Annotated in this window: 14 protein-coding genes; 7 read left to right on the top strand and 7 right to left on the bottom strand. The window is 72.4% G+C overall.

Going from position 1 to position 19,855, the window contains the following annotated elements; translation table 11 throughout:
* Positions 1–62: 62 nt before the first annotated feature.
* From BUS84_RS10345 to BUS84_RS10325, 5 genes are all read left to right on the top strand, one after another.
* Positions 63–1,094, top strand: coding sequence for a LacI family DNA-binding transcriptional regulator (locus BUS84_RS10345; protein WP_074310862.1), 1,032 nt, complete (start codon positions 63–65; stop codon positions 1,092–1,094).
* Entirely contained in the window at positions 1,091–2,761 is a 1,671-nt protein-coding gene (locus BUS84_RS10340) for an ABC transporter substrate-binding protein (protein WP_208869567.1), read from the top strand. Before BUS84_RS10345 ends, BUS84_RS10340 begins: the two co-directional genes overlap by 4 nt.
* 63 nt (positions 2,762–2,824) lie before the next feature.
* Complete coding sequence (locus BUS84_RS10335; protein WP_074312456.1) at positions 2,825–3,820, top strand: ABC transporter permease; 996 nt, start codon at positions 2,825–2,827, stop codon at positions 3,818–3,820.
* A gap of 22 nt (positions 3,821–3,842) precedes the next feature.
* Entirely contained in the window at positions 3,843–4,772 is a 930-nt protein-coding gene (locus BUS84_RS10330; RefSeq protein ID WP_074310860.1) for an ABC transporter permease, read from the top strand.
* Position 4,773: 1 nt separating this feature from the next.
* Entirely contained in the window at positions 4,774–6,651 is a 1,878-nt protein-coding gene (locus tag BUS84_RS10325) for an ABC transporter ATP-binding protein (protein ID WP_074310858.1), read from the top strand.
* A 17-nt stretch (positions 6,652–6,668) separates the two neighbouring features.
* Here the strand turns inward: BUS84_RS10325 and BUS84_RS10320 are convergent, their stop codons facing one another.
* The 7 genes from BUS84_RS10320 to BUS84_RS10290 form a co-directional block, all read right to left on the bottom strand.
* A complete protein-coding gene (locus BUS84_RS10320) occupies positions 6,669–8,207 on the bottom strand; it encodes an alpha-amylase family glycosyl hydrolase (protein WP_074310856.1) in 1,539 nt (512 codons plus the stop codon).
* Positions 8,204–9,994: a GH39 family glycosyl hydrolase gene (locus BUS84_RS10315; protein WP_084757318.1), complete on the bottom strand. Its 1,791-nt coding sequence runs from the start codon at positions 9,992–9,994 to the stop codon at positions 8,204–8,206. Before BUS84_RS10315 ends, BUS84_RS10320 begins: the two co-directional genes overlap by 4 nt.
* 3 nt (positions 9,995–9,997) lie before the next feature.
* Positions 9,998–11,854, bottom strand: a complete 1,857-nt coding sequence (locus tag BUS84_RS10310) for a GH39 family glycosyl hydrolase (protein ID WP_074310854.1) — start codon at positions 11,852–11,854, stop codon at positions 9,998–10,000.
* Positions 11,855–11,981: 127 nt separating this feature from the next.
* Entirely contained in the window at positions 11,982–13,049 is a 1,068-nt protein-coding gene (locus tag BUS84_RS10305; protein ID WP_084757317.1) for a LacI family DNA-binding transcriptional regulator, read from the bottom strand.
* A gap of 62 nt (positions 13,050–13,111) precedes the next feature.
* On the bottom strand, positions 13,112–14,515 hold the full coding sequence (gene sthA, locus BUS84_RS10300) for a Si-specific NAD(P)(+) transhydrogenase (RefSeq protein ID WP_074310852.1): 1,404 nt from the start codon (positions 14,513–14,515) through the stop codon (positions 13,112–13,114).
* Positions 14,516–14,548: 33 nt separating this feature from the next.
* Entirely contained in the window at positions 14,549–15,187 is a 639-nt protein-coding gene (locus BUS84_RS10295) for a response regulator (protein WP_074310850.1), read from the bottom strand.
* Positions 15,187–16,383: a sensor histidine kinase gene (locus tag BUS84_RS10290; protein ID WP_074310848.1), complete on the bottom strand. Its 1,197-nt coding sequence runs from the start codon at positions 16,381–16,383 to the stop codon at positions 15,187–15,189. Before BUS84_RS10290 ends, BUS84_RS10295 begins: the two co-directional genes overlap by 1 nt.
* A gap of 146 nt (positions 16,384–16,529) precedes the next feature.
* Between BUS84_RS10290 and BUS84_RS10285 the strand changes: the two genes are divergently transcribed.
* Complete coding sequence (locus BUS84_RS10285; protein ID WP_074310846.1) at positions 16,530–17,288, top strand: ABC transporter ATP-binding protein; 759 nt, start codon at positions 16,530–16,532, stop codon at positions 17,286–17,288.
* Positions 17,285–19,819, top strand: a complete 2,535-nt coding sequence (locus tag BUS84_RS10280) for an ABC transporter permease (RefSeq protein ID WP_074310844.1) — start codon at positions 17,285–17,287, stop codon at positions 19,817–19,819. The genes BUS84_RS10285 and BUS84_RS10280 overlap by 4 nt, the downstream gene beginning before the upstream one ends.
* The last annotated feature ends 36 nt before the right edge of the window (positions 19,820–19,855 follow it).

Here is a 19,855-nt window from a genome sequence, read left to right as displayed (position 1 = left end):
GAGCCTGCTTATGGTGCCTGAAACCGGTTTCTGTTCACCGCACGTTACGGATCGAGGGGGCCATGGGCAACAGTCGGATCACGGTTCGGGAGATCGCCCGCCTGGCCGGCGTGTCCGTCGCCACGGTCTCCCGGGTCTCCAACGGCACCGGCCAGGTGTCGGCTGACCTGCGGCAGCGGGTCCTCGACGCGATCGAGCTGCACGGCTACCGACCCGACCACCTGGGCCGGGCGCTCGCCGCCCGCCGGCACGGTGCGCTCGGCCTGGTCTTTCCGGGCCTGTCCGGCCCCTACTTCAGCGAGCTCATCCAGGGCTTCGAGTCCGAGGCGGTGCCGGCCCGGGCCAGCGTGCACATCCTCTGCACCCACCTGCGGGAGGACTCCGACGCCCAGGTGCTGGAGATGGCCCGGCGGGTCGACGGCATCGCCGTCATGGGCGGCACCATCTCGGAGGAGACGCTGCTCCGGCTCGCCGACCTGGTCCCGGTGGTCGTCCTGGCCGGCCCGGGCCGCGACTCGGTGCCCTCGGTGGGCGTGGACAACACCACGGCGATGGAACGACTCACCCGGCACCTGCTCGTCGAGCACGGCCTGCGCGACCTGGTCTTCGTGGGCACGCCCGAGGGGTCGCCCGACGTCAGCCAGCGGTGGTCCGGCTTCCTCGCCGCCCACCGGGAGCTGGGGCTCACCCCGCCCACCGAACCGGTCCGGGTCAGCATGCAACAGCCGGACGGAGTGCTCGCCGCCGACCAGTTGCTGCGCGACCGCCGGCCTCCGGAGGCAATCGTCTGCGCCAACGACGAGGTCGCCCTCGGCGCCCTCGTCGGCGCCCTCGGCCGGGGCCTGCGGGTGCCGCAGGACCTGGTCATCACCGGATTCGACGACGCGCCCATGGCCGCGCTCGTCTCCCCTCCGCTCACCACCGTCCGGCAGCCGGTGCGGGAGCTGGCGGCCGAGGCCGCCCGGCTGATCCTGCGCGCCGCCGACGCCCCCGGCGCCCCCGCGCCGGACAGCATCGTCCTCCCCACCGAGCTCGTCGTGCGCCGCAGTTGCGGCTGCTCGACGTCGACCCCCACAGGAGGTACCGGCAAGTGAAGAGATCCAAGCTCGTTCGCACGGCCGCGTTGGCGGCGGCGTTGGCACTGGCGGTAACCGGTTGCACCGGTACGGAATCGGCATCGGGCCCCGGCACCGACGGTCGCATCGCCTTCCTCGACTACGGCGACTTCGGCGGCGGCAGCAACCCGCAGGCCAACTACAACCCCTACCTCGACGCCACCCGTCTCGGCGCCACCGAGTACGTCTTCGAGCAGCTGATCGCCTACGACAGCTACGGCTGTCAGGCCAAGCCGTGGCTCGCCACCCAGTGGACGTGGACCGACCCGCAGACGCTGGTCTGGAAGCTTCGCGACGGGGTGACCTGGAACGACGGCAAGCCGTTCAGCGCCGAGGACGTCACCTTCACCTACGACATGCTCAAGCAGCACAAGGCGCTGGACACCAAGGGGATCTGGCGCTACCTCAGCGCGGTCGAGGCGACGGACCCGAAGACCGTGACGATGCGGTTCACCCAGCCCGGCGCGGCGGCGTTCACGCTCTTCGGCGAGATCAAGATCGTGCCGAAGCACGTCTGGTCCACCGTCGGTGACCCGGTCACCTTCACCAACGCCGAGAAGCCCGTCGGCACCGGCCCGTTCACGGTCAAGGCCTTCAACCCGCAGCAGCTGACGCTCGGCCGCAACGCCGACTACTGGCAGGCCGACAAGGTCAAGGTCGACGAGCTGCGGTTCCACAAGGCGGACGGCGGTGGTCAGATCGACCAGCTCAAGCTCAGCCGCGGCGAGTACGACAGCAACGCCATGTTCGTGCCGGACATCAAGAAGGCGTACGTCGACCGGGACCCGGAGCACAACAAGTACTGGTTCCCCTCCGGCGGCTCGATCAGCGTCTACCTCAACCTGACCAAGGCGCCGTTCAACGACACCGCGTTCCGCAAGGCACTCGTGCCCGCGTTCAACCGGCAGGAGATCGTCGACAAGGCGCAGCTCGGCTACGTCAAGCCGGCCAGCCAGACCGGCCTGGTGGTGCCGGGGCAGGCCGAGTGGCTGCCCAAGGACCTGCCCAACCAGGGTGTGGTCGGCTACGACCCGGCCCGCGCCGACGCCGATCTGACCGCCGCCGGCTACCCGAAGAACGGTGCCGGCAAGCGCGTCGGCAAGGACGGCAAGCCCATCGCCTTCAGCTTCCGGGTGCCCGGCTCCTGGACCGACTGGGTGCAGGCACAGCGGATCATCGTGGCCAACCTGAACGCGCTCGGCTTCACCGTCCGGGCCGAGACGCCCACCCCCGAGGCGTACGAGAACGACCGGGCCATCGGCAACTACGACGCCCTGCTCGGCGTGCACGGCGGTAGCTGCAACATGTTCCGCAACTTCCAGGAGCCGCTGGCCAGCGACCAGTCCGCGCCGATCGGCAAGAAGGCGGTCAGCAACTTCGTCCGCTGGAACGACCCGCGCACCGACCAGTTGATCGCCACCCTGCGGACCGCGACCGACGAGGTGGCCCAGAAGGCGGCCGTCGCCGACCTGACCACGGTGATGACCGAGCAGGTGCCGGTGATCCCGCTCTGGTACGGGGCCAAGTGGTTCCAGTACCGCACCGCGAAGGCGACCGGCTGGCCGAACGAGCAGAACCCGTACGCCGCGCCCAGCGACAACCTGCTGATCATCACCCACCTGCAGCCCGCCGGGAACACCAAGTAGCCGATGGCCGGCCGGCGCGCCCCGGCGCGCCGGCCGACCCGTCCCCCGGAAGGGATGGCCCCGGTGGCCTACTTCGCCAGACGCTTCCTGTTCTTCATCGGCACCCTGTGGGCGGCCGTCACGCTCAACTTCCTGATTCCCCGGCTGCAACCCGGCGATCCCGCCGAAGCGATCGTGTCGCGGCTGGCCGGGCAGAGCGAAAGCATCGACCCGGCCCAGTTGCAAGCCATCCGGATCATGCTCGGCGCCCCGGACGGCAACCTCTTCGAGCAGTACGTGCAGTACCTGGGAGCGATCGTCCAGGGTGACTTCGGGGTGTCGTACACCTACTTCCCCTACAGCGTCACCCACATGATCGGCCAGGCGTTGCCGTGGACGGTGATCCTGGTCGGCGTCACCCAGATCATCTCGTTCATCGTCGGCACGTTGCTGGGCACCTGGGCCGCGTACCGCCGTAACAGCCGGGTCGACTCGGTCATCACGCTCGGCTCGACGTTCCTCGGCACGCTGCCCTTCTTCTGGCTCGCCCTGCTGCTCATCTACGTCTTCGCGATCACCCTGCGCTGGTTCCCCGAGCGTGGCGGCTACGGCGGCGGCAGCAGTCCCGGTTGGAGCTGGATCTTCATCTCCGACGCCTTCCAGCACAGCGTGCTGCCGGCCGTCGCGCTGCTGATCACCGGCCCGATCGGCTGGATCATCGGGATGCGCAACAACATGGTGCAGAGCCTCGGCGAGGACCATGCCCGGCTCGCCGTCGCCCGCGGCCTGCCCCGCCGGCGCATCGCGCTCACCTACGGTGCCCGGATCGCGATCCTGCCCAACGTCACCGGCTTCGCCATCGCGCTGGGCAGCGTTCTCGGCGGCACGGTGCTCGTCGAGACGGTCTTCAACTACCCGGGCATGGGCCGGCTGCTGCTGGAGTCGGTGTCCAGCCGGGACTACCCGCTGATGCAGGCGATCTTCCTGTTCACCACGGTCGGCGTGCTGGTGGCGAACTTCCTCGCCGACCTGCTGTACGGGTTCCTCGACCCCCGGGTGCGAAAGGCGGATACGGCATGACCGAGCGCACCGAGGAGCTGACATGAGCACACCCGCTCCCGCCGTACCGGTCCCGGGCACCGACACCGAGGCCCTCCAGGCGAGCGCCACCGAGCTGTCCCGGCGCAGCCGGCTGCCCGGCTGGTTCGTCATCCTGTGGCGCAACCGCAAGTGTCGCGCCGGACTGCTGCTGTTGGGCGCCTTCGTGCTGGTCGCGCTCTTCGCCCCGCTGATCGCGCCGTACGACCCGCGCGGCGACGCGTTCCCGACCTCGCTCGGCCCCACGGGTGGGCACTGGCTCGGCACCACGGCACAGGGCGAGGACGTCTTCTCGCAGCTGATCGTCGGCGCCCGCACCTCGCTGATCGTCGGGCTCGCCGCCGGGCTGCTCTCCACCCTGATCGGGCTGGTCATCGGGCTGACCGCCGGCTACCTGCAGGGCTGGGTCGACGAGGTCCTCTCTTTCCTGATCAACCTCGGTCTGGTGGTGCCGGCGCTGCCGCTGATGGTGACGCTGGCCGCGTACGCGCCGGTCCGTGGACTGTGGCTGATCATCGCCGTGATCAGCGTGACCGGCTGGGCGTACGGCGCCCGGATCAAGCGGTCGCAGATCATCACCCTGCGCACCCGTGACTACATCACTGCGGCCCGGTTCGCCGGCGACGGCACCGCCCGGATCATCGCCCGCGAGATCGTGCCCAACATGACGTCGTTGATCGTGGTCGGCTTCATGGGCGCGGCGCTCGGCGCGATCGGTGGCGAGGCGGGTCTGGCCTTCCTCGGGCTGGGCGATCCGCAGACGGTCAGCTGGGGCACCATGCTCAACCAGGCCAGCCTCGGTGGGGCCCTGCTCACCGGCCAGTGGGCCTGGCTCATCGCGCCCGGTCTGGCGCTGTCGCTGCTGATCACGTCGTTCACATTGATCAATTTTGGTATCGACGCGTTGAGCAACCCCCACCTCCGGGAGGATTGAGATGGCCTTGCTTGAGGTGGAGAACCTCTCCGTCACCTACACGCCGCGCGACCTGCCGGCCAACCGTGCCGTGCACGACGTCTCGTTCGACATCGCCGAGGGCGAGTTCGTCGGGCTGCTGGGGGAGTCCGGCTGCGGCAAGTCGACATTGGGCAACGCCGTCCTGCGGCTGCTCTCCGCGCCGGCCAGGATCAGCGGCGGCCGGGTCACCTTCGACGGCGTCGATCTGACCACCGCCGACGAGGACGAGCTGCGCACGCTGCGCTGGACCAACCTGTCCACGGTCTTCCAGAGCAGCATGAACTCGCTCAACCCGGTGATCCGGGTGCAGGCGCAGTTCGCCGACACCTTCGCCGCGCACAAGATCCCCGGCGACGTCACCGCGCGGGCGACCGAGCTGCTCGAGCTGGTCTCGCTGGACCGCCAGGTGCTCCGGGCGTACCCGCACGAACTCTCCGGCGGCATGAAGCAACGGGTGGCACTGGCCCTCGCGCTGGCGCTGCGCCCCAAACTGGTGCTGCTGGACGAGCCGACCACCGGGTTGGACGTGGTGGTGCAGCGCAGCATCCTCACCCGGCTGGCGGAGCTGCGCCGCGAGCTGGGCTTCGCGGTGCTGTTCATCAGCCACGACCTCGGCACGGTGCTGGAGATGGCCGACCGGGTGATGGTGATGTACGGCGGCGAGATCGTCGAGAACCGCTCGGCGGCCGGCATGTTGCACGAGCCCCGCCACCCCTACACGCGCGGCCTGCTCGGCTCGTACGCCGACCCGCGGCTGCCCGATGTGCAGGTCACCTACATTCCGGGCCGCCCGCCGGACCTGTCCCGGCCGCACCGCGGCTGCCTGTTCACCCCACGCTGCCCGCACGCCGAGGACGCCTGCCGGGAGATCCATCCCGAGCTGCTGCCCGAGCACGGCGGGCTGGTCCGTTGCCTGGTCGCCCAGGAGGACCGGCTGCCGGTGGTGCGTCTCGGCGCGGCGGACGCCGCCGCCACGATCGGCAGCCACTTCCCGGCCACCGGGGCCTTGACCGATCCGGCCGACACGTCCGACGTGGCGGCCGAGGCCGTCCTCACCGTCGATCGGGTCAGCAAGCGTTACACCAGCCGGCGGGGGCTGCGCACCCACTCGGTCGACGCGGTTCGCGACGTGTCGTTCACCCTGCACCCGGGCCGGGTCACCGCCCTGGTCGGACAGAGCGGTAGTGGCAAGTCCACGATCGCCCGCCTGATCACCGGGGTGGAACGCCCCAGCTCCGGCGAGGTGCGCTTCGACGGCGACTCCGGCCGGACGGTCCGGGTGGACGGGCTGCGCGGACGCGCCCTGGTCGACTACCGCCGGCACGTGCAGATGGTCTTCCAGGACCCGTTCAGCGCCCTCAACCCGACCCGGACGGTCGCGTACGCCCTGTCCCGCCCGCTGGTCAACTTCGCCGGGTTGCGCGGCGCCGCGATCCGGGAGCGCTCGGCGGAGCTGCTGGAGAGCGTGGGGCTCGCCCCGGCCGGGCAGTTCCTCGACAAGCTGCCACACCAGCTCTCCGGTGGGCAGCGCCAGCGGGTGGTGACCGCCCGGGCCCTCGCCCCCGACCCGCGGGTGCTCATCGCCGACGAGCCGATCTCGATGCTGGACGTCTCGATCCGCGCCGAGATCCTGGAGCTGCTCGGTGAACTGGTCCGCAACCGCCGGCTCGCGATGCTCTACATCACCCACGACCTGCTCAGCGCCCGGCTGCTCGCCGACGAGGTGCTGGTGCTCAACCAGGGGGTGGTGGTGGAGCACGGCCCGACCCGGGAGGTGATCGGGGCCGCACGGGACGACTACACCAGGCTGCTGCTCGACTCGATCCCGAACCCCTTCGCCCCGGCCACCCGTTCGTAGCGACCGCGCGGGTCCGGTCAGCGCAGCCAGGCGGTCGAGTGGCCGGGCAGCGAAGCCCCGTCCACCGGGGCGCTGGAGAGCAGCAGCCGCTGGCCGTACGGTCGCCAGTCGACCGGCGTGTCGCCCAGGTTGACCAGGCACCGGGGGCCGCCGGCGCCACGTTCGAAGGCGAGGCAGTCGGCGGGGGCGTCCAGCCAGGACACCTCCGCCGGCCGGCCGCGCCAGCACGTCCCGCGCAGCGGCAGTGCCGCCCGGGTCAGGGCCAGCGCCGAGGTCGGGTCGTCGGCCTGGCGGGCCACCGAGAAGCCGCCCCAGCCGGCCGGCTGGGGCAGCCACGGCGTCGACCCGGCCGGCCCGAAGCCGTACGGTGCCGGCTGCTCGGTCCAGGGCAGCGGCACCCGCGCGCCGTCGCGCCCCCGGTCGGCGCCCGCCGAGCGGCGGAACACCGGGTCCCGGATCTCGTCGTCGGCCAGTGCCACCTCGGGCAGGCCCAGCTCGTCTCCGGCGTAGAGGTACACCGCGCCGGGCAGCGCGAGCATCAGCAGCAGCACGGCCCGGGCCCCGTCGCGGCCCCACCGCTGCGCCGCCCGGCTCACGTCGTGGCTGCCGTGCACCCAGGCCGGCAGCCGGCCGTGTCGGGTGGTGGCGGCGAGCAGCGCGTCCACCCCCGCCCGCCAGGGTTCCGGGCGCAGCGGCCAGTAGATCGGGTCCATCGCGAACGCCTGCCCCAGCTCGTCCGGGCGCAGGTACGGCTCGATGATCTCCGGCCCACCCCAGGTCTCGGCCACGCCGAGCCGGTCACCCGGGTACGCGGCGAGTTGCCGTGCCCACCGCCGGTAGATTTCGTGCACGTCGTCGCGATCGCTGAACGGCGACGGGTCGCCGGCCCGCCAGCCGTCCGGCAACTCCGGATAGGCCGGGTCCTTCACCAGCGAGCCGGCGGCGTCGAAGCGCACCCCGTCGACCCCCCGGTCCAGCCAGAACCGCAGTGTGGCCGCGGCGTCCGCTGCCACCTCGGGATGCTCGTGGCGCAGATCGGGTTGCTCGATGTCGAACAGGTGCAGGTACCACTCGCCGTCCCCGAACGGCGCCCATGCCGACCCGCCGAAGATGGAGCGCCAGCCGTTCGGCGGCAACTCCCCGGCGACGCCTCGGCCGGGCCGGACGTGGAACCGGTCCCGTTCCGGCGAGCCGGGGCCGGCCGCGCGGGCCGCGACGAACCAGGGGTGGGCGCTGGCGACGTGGTTGAGCACCAGGTCGACCACCACCCGCAGGCCGCGGCGGTGCGCGTCGGCGATCAGCCCGTCCAGCTCGGCGAGAGTGCCCACGCGCGGGTCCACGTCGCGATGGTCGGACACGTCGTAGCCGGCGTCGTGGTCCGGGCTGGGATAGAACGGGGTCAGCCAGACCGCGTCGACGCCGAGGTCGGCCAGGTAGGGCAACCGGGACCGTACGCCGGCCAGGTCGCCGAGGCCGTCGCCGTCGGCGTCGGCGAAGGAGCGCAGGTAGACCTCGTAGGTGACGGCCTCGCGCCACCAGGGTCCGGTTCCGGTCATCGCGGGGTCAGCTCCAGCAGCGAGATCGACGGCATGGGCAGGGTGACCGGCAGCGCGACGGTGCCGCGATCCGGCGTGACGGTCACCGGCGGGGTCGCGTCGGCGAGGTGATCGGCGGCGCGCAGGGCGGCCCACTGCTCGTCGGTCGGCCACTCGTCGACGCCGAGGCGGCGCGCGGTGGCGCCCAGGTTGGAGGTGCGCTCGTCGAGCCGCCGGTGCCGCAGCTCGTACGCGCCGTGCGGCAGCCCGTCCACCCGCAGCCGGATCGACCGGTGCAGCCGGTCGAGCTGGTCGGACCGGTCGAGCACGCCCTGGTCGAGGGTGCCGTTCCAGAGCACCACCGCGAGCCGCCCGGTCCGCGGGTCGACCGACGGCCAGACCCGGACCAGCGTGCCCGCCCCGTCGCCGTCGAGCCGGACGTCGAGCTGCGCCGGGGCGAGCTGCTCCAGCATCCACAGCGCCCAGAACCGGGGCTTGGCCAGGCCGCCCACCGAGAGCAGCCCGAACCCGCCGTGCAGCAGCGCGGGTGGTCGGCCCAGCTCCTCGAAGTGGTCGCTGGCCACCCAGCAGGCGAGCGCGGCCACCCGGCCGGCCGCCGCCTGCATCCCGGTGGCCACGAAGGTCGCCGAGAGCACCGAATCGTTGACCGGTGCGAAGTGGGTGGGGGAGGGTCCCCACTCGGTCCAGAGCAGTGGCGTGCCGGCCCGTCCGTGCCGGGCCAGCGCCGGGCGCAGGTCCAGCGGCGGGCTGCCGTAGACGTGCGTGGAGAGGAAGTCCAGCGGAGCGCCGGACGCGTCGACGTAATCGAGGAACGGCTCGATCCACCTGGTCGCCGCGGTCGCCGGCCCGCCGACGGGCAGGCCGGGGCAGGCCGCCCGCACGGCGCGGGCGGTCACGTCGTACATCCGCAGGTAGTCCTCCCGGCTGCCGGTCCAGAAGCAGTCCAGGTCGGGTTCGTTCCACACCTCGACCGCCCACCGGCGCAGCTCGGCGTCGCCGACCCGGGACCGCAGGTGCCGGACCAGGTGCCCGACCAGGGTCGCCCAGCGATCCCAGTCGCGGGGTGGACTGGACACGCCGGCGTCGGTCACCACCCGCGACGGGTCGCGAGCCAGCGCGCGGGGGGTGAACGACAACTCCAGCACCGGTCGCAGCCCGGTCGGGGCCAGCGCGTCCAGCACCGCGTCGATGCCGGCGAAGTCGTGCACGGGTTCGCCGTCGACCTCGCGGTAGACGCCGAGGTCGTCGCCGAGGATGCCGTGCGCCCGTACCCGCTCGACGCCCAGCTCGCGGTGCACCCGGGCGAGCGCGGCGGCGAGCCCGGCGCCCATCTGCTCGCCGCCGACCCGCTCGGTGCTGAGCAGCAGGCTCAGGTGCTCGGAACCGATCATGTCCCGCCACGGGCGGTGCACCGGCCCGAGCGGGCGGGCGGCGTCGACGCTCACCTCGACCAGGCCGTCGCCGTCGGCCCTGGCGGCGACCGGCGCGGACGGCGGCCCGAGCGGGCCGTCGCCGGGCCGGTCCGCGTCGAGCACCGGGCGCACCGCGTACCGCACGGTCCGTCCGGGCTCGACGGTGGTGTCGGCGTACGGCGGACCGGGCACCGCCAGCAGGTCGCCGCCGCGATGGTCGACCACCTGGTACGGGCCGTCACCGTCGGCCCGGTGCACCAGGTAACCGACGGCGTCGGGCACCCGATCCCAGTCGACGCTCACCTGACCACGACCGGCCCGGATCCGAGGGCCGTCCGACCCGCGGCCTGCCGACATCTCAGCGGGGGTGGTCACCGCTCAGCTCCCGGCGACCTCGATCAGCACGGCCCCCGGCTGGGGCAGGTGCAGCTCGACCACCGCGGCCCCGCCCCTGACCCGAGGGTCGACCTTCTCGGTCGGCAGCGAGTCGGCGGCGCGCAACGCCTCCCACTGCTGCTCGGCGGGCCAGTCGCCGACGCCGAGCCGTTCGGCCAGCGTGGTGACGTCGCCGTGTTCGCGGTCGAGGCGGGTCACCGTGACCGTACGGCCGGCGGCACCCTCGACGGCCAGCCGGATCTGCCGGGCCAACGCCGGATCACCGTCGCGCTTGGACTGGTCGAGGGTGGAGGCCCAGACCAGTACGGCGACGCTGCCGTCGGCGCGTCGACTGGCCCAACTCTGCACCAGCCCGTCCGCGCCGTCTCCGGAGGCCCGGACGGTCAGCTCGGTGTCGCCGAGTTGGGCGAGCATCCGCAGGGCGTGGTAGCGGGGCTTGGCGATGCCGCCGACGGTGATCAGACCGAAGCCGCCGTGCAGCAGTCGGGGCGGGCGGCCCAGCTCCTCGAAGTGGTCGCTGGCCACCCAGTAGGAGAGCGCGTCGACCCGGCCGGCGGCCGAGCGCATGCCGCTGAGCAGGAAGGTCGCCGCCGAGGTGCCGTCGTTGACCGGGTGGAAGTGGGTGGGCGTGACGCCCCACTCGGTCCACAGGATCCGCGCGTCCGGGAAGCCCAGGCGGTGCAGGGTCGGACGCAGGTCCAGCGGTGGGCTGCCGTAGGTGTGGGTGGAGACGAAGTCGACCGCTGCGCCCGATCGGTTGGCGTGCTCCAGCAGCGCGTCGACCCAGCCGGCCGCGGCCGACGACGGCCCACCGACCGGAATCCGCGGGTCGACGTCCTTGACCGCCTTGGCGGTGACGTCGTAGAGCCGCATCCACTCGTCCCGGGTGCCGGACCAGAACACCTCGAGGTTGGCCTCGTTCCACACCTCGAAGTCCCAGGTCAGCACGGTGTCGCCGTACCGCTCCAGCAGGTGCGCGACGAGCGCCCGCACCAGCTCGGCCCAGCGCTGCCAGTCCTTCGGCGGGGAGATGACGCCGCGATACTGAAAGACCGTCCGCTCCGGGTCGCTGGCCAGGTCGCGGGGCATGAAGCCGATCTCGACGACCGGTCGCAGGCCGATGGAGAGGATCAGGTCGTAGACCCGGTCGACGCCGGTGAAGTCGAACACCGGCTCGCCGTCGACCTCGCGGTAGACGCCCAGGTCATCGTGGAGGATCGCGTGCGCGCGGACCGTCTCCACGCCGACCTCCGCGCGGATGCGGCGCAGCGCCGCGAACAGCTCGGTGCCGATCTCCCGACCGCCGGAGGTGTCCGTGCAGAGCAGTTGGGACAGGCGCTCGCTGCCGATCATCGGCTGCCACGGCCGGTGCAGGGGCACGCCCGCGTCGGCGGCGTCGACCCGCATCGTGACGGTCGGGGTGGTGCCGTCCGCCGCCAGCGCGGCGGCGTGGACCGGGACGCTGAGCGGGCCGGTCACGGTGACCTCGGGAGCGGCGGCCACCGCGTAGGCGTACGACTGGCCGGGCTCGCCGGTGGTGTCGACGTACCAGGTGTCGGGCACCGAGAGGACGTCGCCGCCCAGGTGGTCGATCGGGGTGAGGTCGCCGGCGGGTACGCCGTCGCGCAGCGGTGCGCGGTGCACCAGGTAGCCGACGGCGCCGGAGACCGGCGACCAGGACAGTCGAACGTGACCGACTCCGGCGGTGGCCACCAGGTCACCGGGCGGGGCGAGCCGCGGCGTGCCGCTGGTCGTGCCCTCCTCATCGCTGCGCAGCGCGATACGGGCCTCCCAGTCGGATCGGGCGTCTGCCGTCTGGTGGTCGCTTGCGCTCGTCACCGGGGCACCTCCAGGTGTGTCGTGTGGTCCGGTCCGAGCACTGTAACCGGTTTCTGCGATGGTTGCGCCCGGGGAGTTGCGACTTTTTCGCGTACCGCGCCGCCTACCCGAAGCCGGCCGCTCGGTGCTAGCGGCTGTGGCGAAGGCCAGTCTCGGCACGGCGGCCGGTCGGCGTGGAGCCTGGTGTGGTGGGCGCCGCGCAGCCGCAGCTACGCCGGACGACCAGATCGGTTGGCAGCACCAGGGTCGGCCCGCTGCGGTCGACGTCCCCCGTGGCCACCTGCATCAGCAGCCGTGCGGTCTGCGCGGCCAGCTCGCGGACCGGCTGCCGGACGGTCGTCAGCGCGGGGGTGACGAGGGCCGCCATCGGTGTGTCGTCGAAACCGGTGATCACAAGATCCTCGGGCACCCGCAGCCCGAGACCGGACGCGCCGACGAGCACGCCGAGGGCGGTCTCGTCGTTGGCGCAGACGATGCCCTGCGGGCGGATGCTCCGGCGGAGCAGCTGTTCGGCGGCGAAGACACCGTCGGGCTGCTGCAACCCGACCCGGATCGGGGCCCGGGGCAGCGGCAGGCCCAGTTGCCGGTGCGCCTCGCGGAAGCCGGCCCAGCGTTCGCTCACGTCGGGCGACCCGCTCGGGTTGCCGACGAAGTCCAGCCGACGCAACGCGTGGTCGGCCAACAGGTGCCGGGTCAGGGCGGCCGTCGAGTCCGTGTTCTCGACCCGTACGGCCGGCACCCCGGGCGGTCCACCGCCGGCCAGGACCACGACCGGGAGCATTCCGGCCAGCTCTTCGAGCGTCTCGTCGGAGAGGGTGCCACCGAGCACGGCCAGACCGTCCACCCGGTGCGCCATCTCGATCACCTCCGCGTCGGAGTCGGCGCGCAGATGGGTGCAGAGGATGTGCACGCTGGTCCGGGAGTTGACCGCCTCGGATTCGAAGCCCTGGATCAGCTCCGAGAAGTACGGCCCGGACAGCCCCGGGAAGACCAGACCCACGGCGCCGTGGCGACGGGCGGCCAGGGCCTGGCCGAGGTGGTGTGGCCGGTACCCGTGCTCCTCGATGGCCCGCAACACTCGGCGGCGGGTCTCCTCGGACACCTGGCCGGTGCCGTTGGACACCCGGGAGACCGTCGCGACGGACACGCCGGCCAGACGGGCGATCTCCCGGGCCGTCAGTCGACCGTTGCCCATGCTCTTCGATCCGTTCCTGTCGGTCCGAAACCGGTTGCAGCAGCACTACGCAGGCACGTGTGCTAGCCGTCGATGCGTGTGATGTTACGGATCTTGTTGGACGCGTCCAGGGCGGCCACCTTGTACGCCTCGGCCAGTGTCGGGTAGTTGAACACCGCGTCGACCAGGTAGTCGATCGTGCCGCCGCAGCCGATCACCGCCTGCCCGATGTGGACGATCTCCGTCGCGGCCGTCCCGAACACGTGCACGCCGAGCAGCCGGCCGTCGTCGGGGGAGACGAGCAGCTTCAGCATGCCGTACGAGTCACCCACGATCTGGCCGCGGGCCAGCTCGCGGTAGCGCGCGATGCCCACCTCGAACGGCGTCGAGGTGTCGGTCAGCTGCGCCTCGGTCTGCCCGACGAAACTGATCTCCGGAATCGTGTAGATGCCGATCGGCTGGAGGCCGTGCATCTCCCGGATCGGCTCGCCGCAGGCGTGCTGCGCAGCCAGCCGGCCCTGCTCCATCGACGTGGACGCGAGGGCCGGGAAGCCGATCACATCACCGACCGCGTAGATGTTCTCCACCGAGGTGCGGTAGTTGGCGTCGACCTTGATCCGGCCGCGCCTGTCCGCCTCCAGCCCGGCTGCCTCCAGAGCCAGGTCGTCGGTCTGGCCCTGCCGGCCGGCCGAGTACATCACCGTGTCCGCGACGATCTTCTTGCCGCTCTTGAGGATGCACAGCGCCGCCGTCTGGTGCTTCTCGACGGCGGCGACCTCCTCACCGAAGCGGAACGCCACGGACAGGTCGCGCAGGTGGTACTTGAGCGACTCGACGATCTCCTCGTCGCAGAAATCGAGCATCCGGTCCCGGCGCTCCACCACGGTCACCTTGGTGCCGAGCGCGGCGAACATGGACGCGTACTCCATCCCGATCACACCGGCGCCGACCACGACCATGCTGCGGGGCACGGCCTGGAGGTTGATGACGCCGTCAGAGTCCACGATGGTCCGGTCGTCGAAGTCGACGCTGTCCGGGCGGGCCGGGCGGGTGCCCGCGGCGATGATGATTTTGTCGAAGGTGACCCTGGACTCGCGCCCGGAGCCGCCGTCGACCCAGATCGTGTGCGCGTCCGCGAACCTGCCCGTGCCGGTGATCATCGCGACCCGGTTGCGGGCGAGCTGGTTGCGGATGACGTCGGTCTGCCGGGTGATCACATGCTGGGTCCGGGCGGCCAGGTCGCTGACCGTGATCTCCTCCTTGACCCGGTAGCTGCTGCCGTAGAGGTCCCGCTGGCTCAGCCCGGTCAGGTAGAGCACCGCCTCGCGCAGCGTCTTGGACGGGACGGTGCCGGTGTTGATGCACACCCCACCGATCATGTCGCGGCGGTCCACGATGCCGACCCGCCTGCCCAGCTTCGCAGCGGCGATCGCGGCCTTCTGCCCACTGGGTCCGGAGCCCAGCACCACCAGGTCGTAGTCATACACAACCGTTAGCGTCGCAAGATGCCGGCACCCGCGCTAGCCCACGAGGCGGCGTTCCCAGGCCCAGGCGGCGATCTCGACCCGGTTGCGGGCCTTGAGCTTCATCTGCACGCTGGCCAGGTGCGTCTTGACCGTGCCGACGGCGATGAACAGCTGGGCGGCGATCTCGGCATTGGTCAGCCCCCGGGCGACGAGCTTCACGACGTCGAGTTCCCGCGGTGACAACCCGGCGTCGTCGCGCGCCGGAGCGGGCGAGCTGAGGTGCTCCAGCAGTCGTACCGTGATGGACGGGCTGATTAGCGCGTCACCGGAGACGGCCGCGCGGACCGCTTCCACCAGCAGCGCCGGCCCGGAGTCCTTGAGCAGGAAGCCGCAAGCGCCGTTGGAGAGCGCGGTGTGCACGTACTCGTCGAGGTCGAAGGTCGTCACCACGACCACCCGGACCGGGTCGGCGACGCCCGGTCCGGCGAGCAGCCGCAGTGCTTCGAGGCCGTCGAGGCGGGGCATCCGGATGTCCAGCAGCACCACGTCCGGGCGTAGTCGCCGGGCCAACTCGACGGCGACGACCCCGTCGGCGGCCTCGCCGATCACCTCCATGTCCGACTGCGCCCCGATGATCATGCCGAAGCCGGTGCGGACCATCGCCTGGTCGTCGGCGATCAGCACCCGGATCATCAGCGCACCGCCGTGCGCAGCGGGAACGCCGCATCGAGCACCCAGCCGCCGGCGACGCCGGGCCCGGCGGTGATCGTGCCGCCGAGGGCGCGTACCCGCTCGGTGAGGCCGATCAGGCCGAAGCCGTGCCCCCGCGCCGGCGCGGTGCGCGGAGACGCGCCGTCGTCGGCCACCCGGACCAGCAACCAGTCCGGAGTACGTCGCACCGCCACGTCCACGGACCGGGCGTCCGGCGCGTGCTGGCGGGTGTTGGTCAGCCCCTCCATCACCACCCGGTACGCCGAGGTCGAGACCTCCACCGGCAGCCCGTCCAGATCGCCGTCGACGTGCAGCCGCGCCGGGGCGCTCGCCGTGCCGTTGAACCCCGTCAGCAACGGCGCCAGATCGGTCACACCGGCCAGCGGGGCCAGCGGTGCGTCCGGCGGTGCGTCTGGGTTGCGCAGGATCCCCACCATTCGTCGCATCGAGGCCATCGTCTCCGCGCCGGCCCGCTCGATCTGCTCCAGGGCGACGATCACCCGCTGTGGGTCCTGCTCGGCGACGAACCGGGCACCCTGCGCCTGCACCACGATGCCGGTCACGTGGTGGGCGATGAAGTCGTGCAGGTCACGCGCGAACTCGGCGCGCTGCTCGGCCCGGACCAACGCGATCGCCCGCTCCCGACCGGAGGCGACTATCCGCAGGTAGAGCCCCACCCCGGCGGCGCCGGCCGCGGCGAGCACCTGGAGCAGACCGAAGATCACGAGCAGGCTGTCGGTGCCGGCCCGCAGCGGCAACGCGGCCACGGCGAGGCCGGCGGCCACCGCCGCCCACGGGGCCAGCCGGGGCGCGCCCCAGCGGGCCACCACGAAGACCACCCCCAGCAGCCCGGCCGACTCGGCGAGCCCCCAACTGCCGCCGAGCACGTAGCTGCTGTCGGCGAGGACCCGGATCGCCGCGGTCACGGCAAGTGAGGCGGTGGCGAGCGCCAGCGCGGCAAGTGGCAGTCGACGGGAACCCAGCCGGTGCACCGGCAGCCAGAGCGGCACCGTCGCCACCGCCAGCCCCAGCCGCACCAGCAGGAGCAGGAGAGCGGCCACGCTCATGTTTCCGGACGCGCTGAACCGCAGGTCGAAGAGGGTGAGCAGGCCAATGGCCACCAGGCCGGCGGCCTGGGCCAGGCGTACCCACAAACGTCGAAGATCCGGCGGGCTCATGGTGACCCAGCGTAGCCAGCCAGGCGGGACTGGCAGATCAGCCGAAAGGCAGACCCGACGCCGGTGATACCTGGCCCCGGGCCGATGCGCGCATCGGCTGGCGGCAGCGACGCTTCCCACGTCACATCGCAGCCACTGGAGGAACAATGACAACGCATGCCCCGCCGGAGACCAGCCAGGCCGCGGTCGCCGCGGTCGACCTGGTGAAGGTGTACGGCAGCGGGGACACCGCGGTCCGTGCCCTGGACGGGGTCTCGGTCGGCTTCGGCCGGGCCGAGTTCACCGCGATCATGGGCTCGTCCGGGTCCGGCAAGTCGACCCTGATGCACTGCCTCGCCGGTCTCGACACGGCCACCTCCGGCCGGGTCCTGCTCGGCGGAACGGAGCTGACCGGCCAGTCGGACCGGACGCTGACCCGGGTACGCCGGGAGCGGATCGGGTTCGTCTTCCAGTCCTTCAACCTGCTGCCACAGCTCACCGCCGCGCAGAACATCACCCTGCCGCTGGATCTCGCCGGCCGGCAGCCCGACGCTGACCTCTTCACGCACCTGGTCGGCGTGCTGGGGCTCGGCCAGCGGCTCGGCCACCGGCCCAGCGAGCTCTCCGGGGGCCAGCAGCAGCGGGTCGCGCTGGCCCGGGCGCTGGTGGCACGGCCCGAGGTGGTCTTCGCCGACGAGCCGACCGGCAACCTCGACTCCCGCTCGGGCGCGGAGGTGCTCACCATCCTGCGCGACTCGGTGCGCGACCTGGGGCAGACCGTCGTCATGGTCACCCACGCCCCGATCGCCGCCGCGTACGCCGACCGGGTGGTGCTGCTCGCCGACGGCCGGGTCGCCGGCGAGATCGACAAGCCGGACCAGGTGTCGGTCACCGACGCGCTGCGTGATCTGGCGGTCGGCGCATGAGGGCGACGGTGCTGCGTACCCAGACGAGCGCCGCGGCCCGGCGGCCCGGCCGGCTGGTCCTGACCGGCCTGGCGATCCTGGTCGCGTCGTTCGTCGTCTTCGGCGCCGTCCTGGTGCAGCAGATCACCGAACGGACCGTGCGGGACAACCTCAGCGGCACCCCGGCCACCACGGACCTGGTGATCGGCGACCCCGAGCAGCCGCCGCCCACCGTGGCGGAGTTGCAGCGCGTCCGCGCCGTGCCCGGTGTGGCCGAGGCGGTGGGCCGGATGGCGATCGGGGTCTCCCTCGGCGAGGGGTACCTCAACCTGCAGGCCGATCCCGGCACCGGGCCGCTGTCCACGGTCCGGGTGATCGAGGGCAGCTACCCGGACCAGCCCGGCGAAATCGCCATCACCCCGCGCACCGCCGAGCGGCTCGGGCTCGCGGTCGGCGCCACGACCAACGGCACGGCCGGCGAACTCACCACACCCACCCGGCTCACCGTGACCGGCGTGGTCGAAACCGCCGCCGACGCCGGCGTCGACGCGTACGCCCCGGACAGCCTCGTGACCTCCTGGGCGCACCTGACGGCCGTGGAGCACGTCGATGTGCGGGTGGCCCCTGGTGAGTCGGCGGAGGCCGTCCGCCAACGCCTGACCGCGGCGGTCGCGGCCAACCAGCCGATCCGCTCCGGCGCCGAGGTGCGCGAGGCGGAGGCCAACGCGGCGGCAGAGCAGGTCGGGGGGCTCTTCATCCTGGTCGGCATGTTCGTCTCGATCGCGGTCGTCGCGGCAGCGCTGGTGGTCACCTCGACCTTCCGCATCGTCTTCGCCCAGCGGATGCGGCAGCTCGCGCTGCTGCGCGCGGTCGGCGCGAGTCGGGGCACCCTGGTCCGGGCATTGACCGCCGAGGGAGCCCTGACCGGGCTGGTCTCCGGCGTCGTCGGGGTCGCCAGCGCCCTCGCCCTCGGGTACGCGCTGCCGGCGATCCTGCGCTCCACCGGGCACGCCGTCTCGTCGCCGGGCCTGCCACTCGCGGCGGCGGTCGCGGTGGTGACCGGCGCCGTCGTGATCACCGTGCTGGCCGTCCTGGCGCCGGCACTCTCGGCCGCCCGGGTCTCCCCGCTGGAGGCGCTGCGCACCGCGAGCACCACCCCCGGTCGGCGCGGCATCGGGGTACTGCGTCTGGTGTTCGGACTGCTCCTGGTCGCCGGCGCGGTCCTGGCCGCAGTCGCGACGATCAGCCAGCTGCCGGAGCCGGAGCAGCCGTCGTACGACCCGACGGAGCCATTGCTCCTCCTGGTCGGATCCGGCGCACTCGCGTTCTTCGCGCTGGTGACCCTCGGGCCGCTGCTGGTGCGTCCGGTGCTGGCCGTGCTGGGTTGGCCGCTGCGCCAGCTCGGGCCGCTCGGCCGGATGGCGGTCGGCGGGATCGGCGGGGCGCCGCGCCGGGCGGCCGCGGTCTCCGTCGTGGTCGCGCTCGGCGTGACCCTGATCTCCGGGGTGGTCATCGGCAGCGCGTCGCTGCAGGTCCTCGTCGACCGTGAGATGGCGCTCTCCGCACCGGCCGACTTCGAGGTCACCGGCAACGGTGGCACGCTGCCGGCCGCTGTCGTGACCCGGGCCGAGGCAGCGCGCGGCGCGTTGGCCCGAGTGTTGCCGTACCGGCGGATCGACGACGTCACGCTGATGCGCGGTGCCGACAAGCTCGGCGACGTCGAGCCCGGCTACCCGACGAACGACCTGGACGTGGCGGCGTTGCCCACCACCGGCGATCTCGACGTGGCAGAGGGCACGCTGGCCGACCGTGGCCCCGGCCGGATCGTGCTGACCAGCCGGGTTGCCCGGAACACCGGCCTGCGTGCCGGCGACACCGTCACGCTCGCCATCGCTGCGCGCACGACTGACGTGCGGGTCGCCGCGGTCCTGCCCGGTGACGGCCCGCTGCACGCCGGCATCCTCGTCGACCGGGCCGACCTGGACCGGCTCGGCGTGCCGCCGGCGTACACCGGTCTGCTGGCCGACGCGGCCGGCTCCGGCGAGGACGGCCGCACCGCCGGCGTGCGGGCGCTGCGGCAGGCGATCGGAGGCAGCGACGGGGTGGGCCTGTCGGTGCTCGCCGACGAACGGGACCGCAACGACTCGTTGATGAGCACCCTGCTCTGGATCGCGGTCGGCCTGGTCAGCCTGACCGTGCTGATCGCGGTCGTCGGCGTGGGCTCCACGACCGCGCTGTCGGTCGTGGAGCGGGTACGCGAGTCCGGGTTGCTCCGTGCGATCGGCCTGTCCCGGGCCGGCCTGCGCACGATGCTGACCGTCGAGTCCGGCCTCTACGGGGTGATCGGTGCGGCCATCGGTCTGCTGCTCGGCGTCCCGTACGCCTGGTTGGCGGTCCAGACCCTCGGGATCAACGCACCGCTGAGCGTGCCGGTGCTGCCGCTGGTCGGGCTCTTCGTGACGCTGGTCGTCCTGACCGCGCTGGCCGGGGTGCTGCCGGCCCGGCGGGCATCGCGGGTCAGCCCGGTGGTGGCACTGGGGGCCGATGGCTGAACACCGCTGTGGGTCGGCGCCGAAAACTCGGCGCCG

It is taken from the genome of Micromonospora cremea (genome assembly GCF_900143515.1).
Taxonomy (GTDB): Bacteria; Actinomycetota; Actinomycetes; order Mycobacteriales; family Micromonosporaceae; genus Micromonospora; species Micromonospora cremea.
This window is presented reverse-complemented; position numbering and strand designations above follow the sequence as displayed.

Excerpts from the sequence above, each read along its gene's own strand:
- BUS84_RS10345 (WP_074310862.1), top strand. The coding sequence starts at position 63 with ATGGGCAACAGTCGGATCACGGTTCGGGAGATCGCCCGCCTGGCCGGC.
- BUS84_RS10330 (WP_074310860.1), top strand. The coding sequence starts at position 3,843 with ATGAGCACACCCGCTCCCGCCGTACCGGTCCCGGGCACCGACACCGAG.
- BUS84_RS10325 (WP_074310858.1), top strand. The coding sequence starts at position 4,774 with ATGGCCTTGCTTGAGGTGGAGAACCTCTCCGTCACCTACACGCCGCGC.
- BUS84_RS10320 (WP_074310856.1), bottom strand. The coding sequence starts at position 8,207 with ATGACCGGAACCGGACCCTGGTGGCGCGAGGCCGTCACCTACGAGGTC.
- BUS84_RS10305 (WP_084757317.1), bottom strand. The coding sequence starts at position 13,049 with ATGGGCAACGGTCGACTGACGGCCCGGGAGATCGCCCGTCTGGCCGGC.
- BUS84_RS10295 (WP_074310850.1), bottom strand. The coding sequence starts at position 15,187 with ATGATCCGGGTGCTGATCGCCGACGACCAGGCGATGGTCCGCACCGGC.
- BUS84_RS10290 (WP_074310848.1), bottom strand. The coding sequence starts at position 16,383 with ATGAGCCCGCCGGATCTTCGACGTTTGTGGGTACGCCTGGCCCAGGCC.
- BUS84_RS10285 (WP_074310846.1), top strand. The coding sequence starts at position 16,530 with ATGACAACGCATGCCCCGCCGGAGACCAGCCAGGCCGCGGTCGCCGCG.
- BUS84_RS10280 (WP_074310844.1), top strand. The coding sequence starts at position 17,285 with ATGAGGGCGACGGTGCTGCGTACCCAGACGAGCGCCGCGGCCCGGCGG.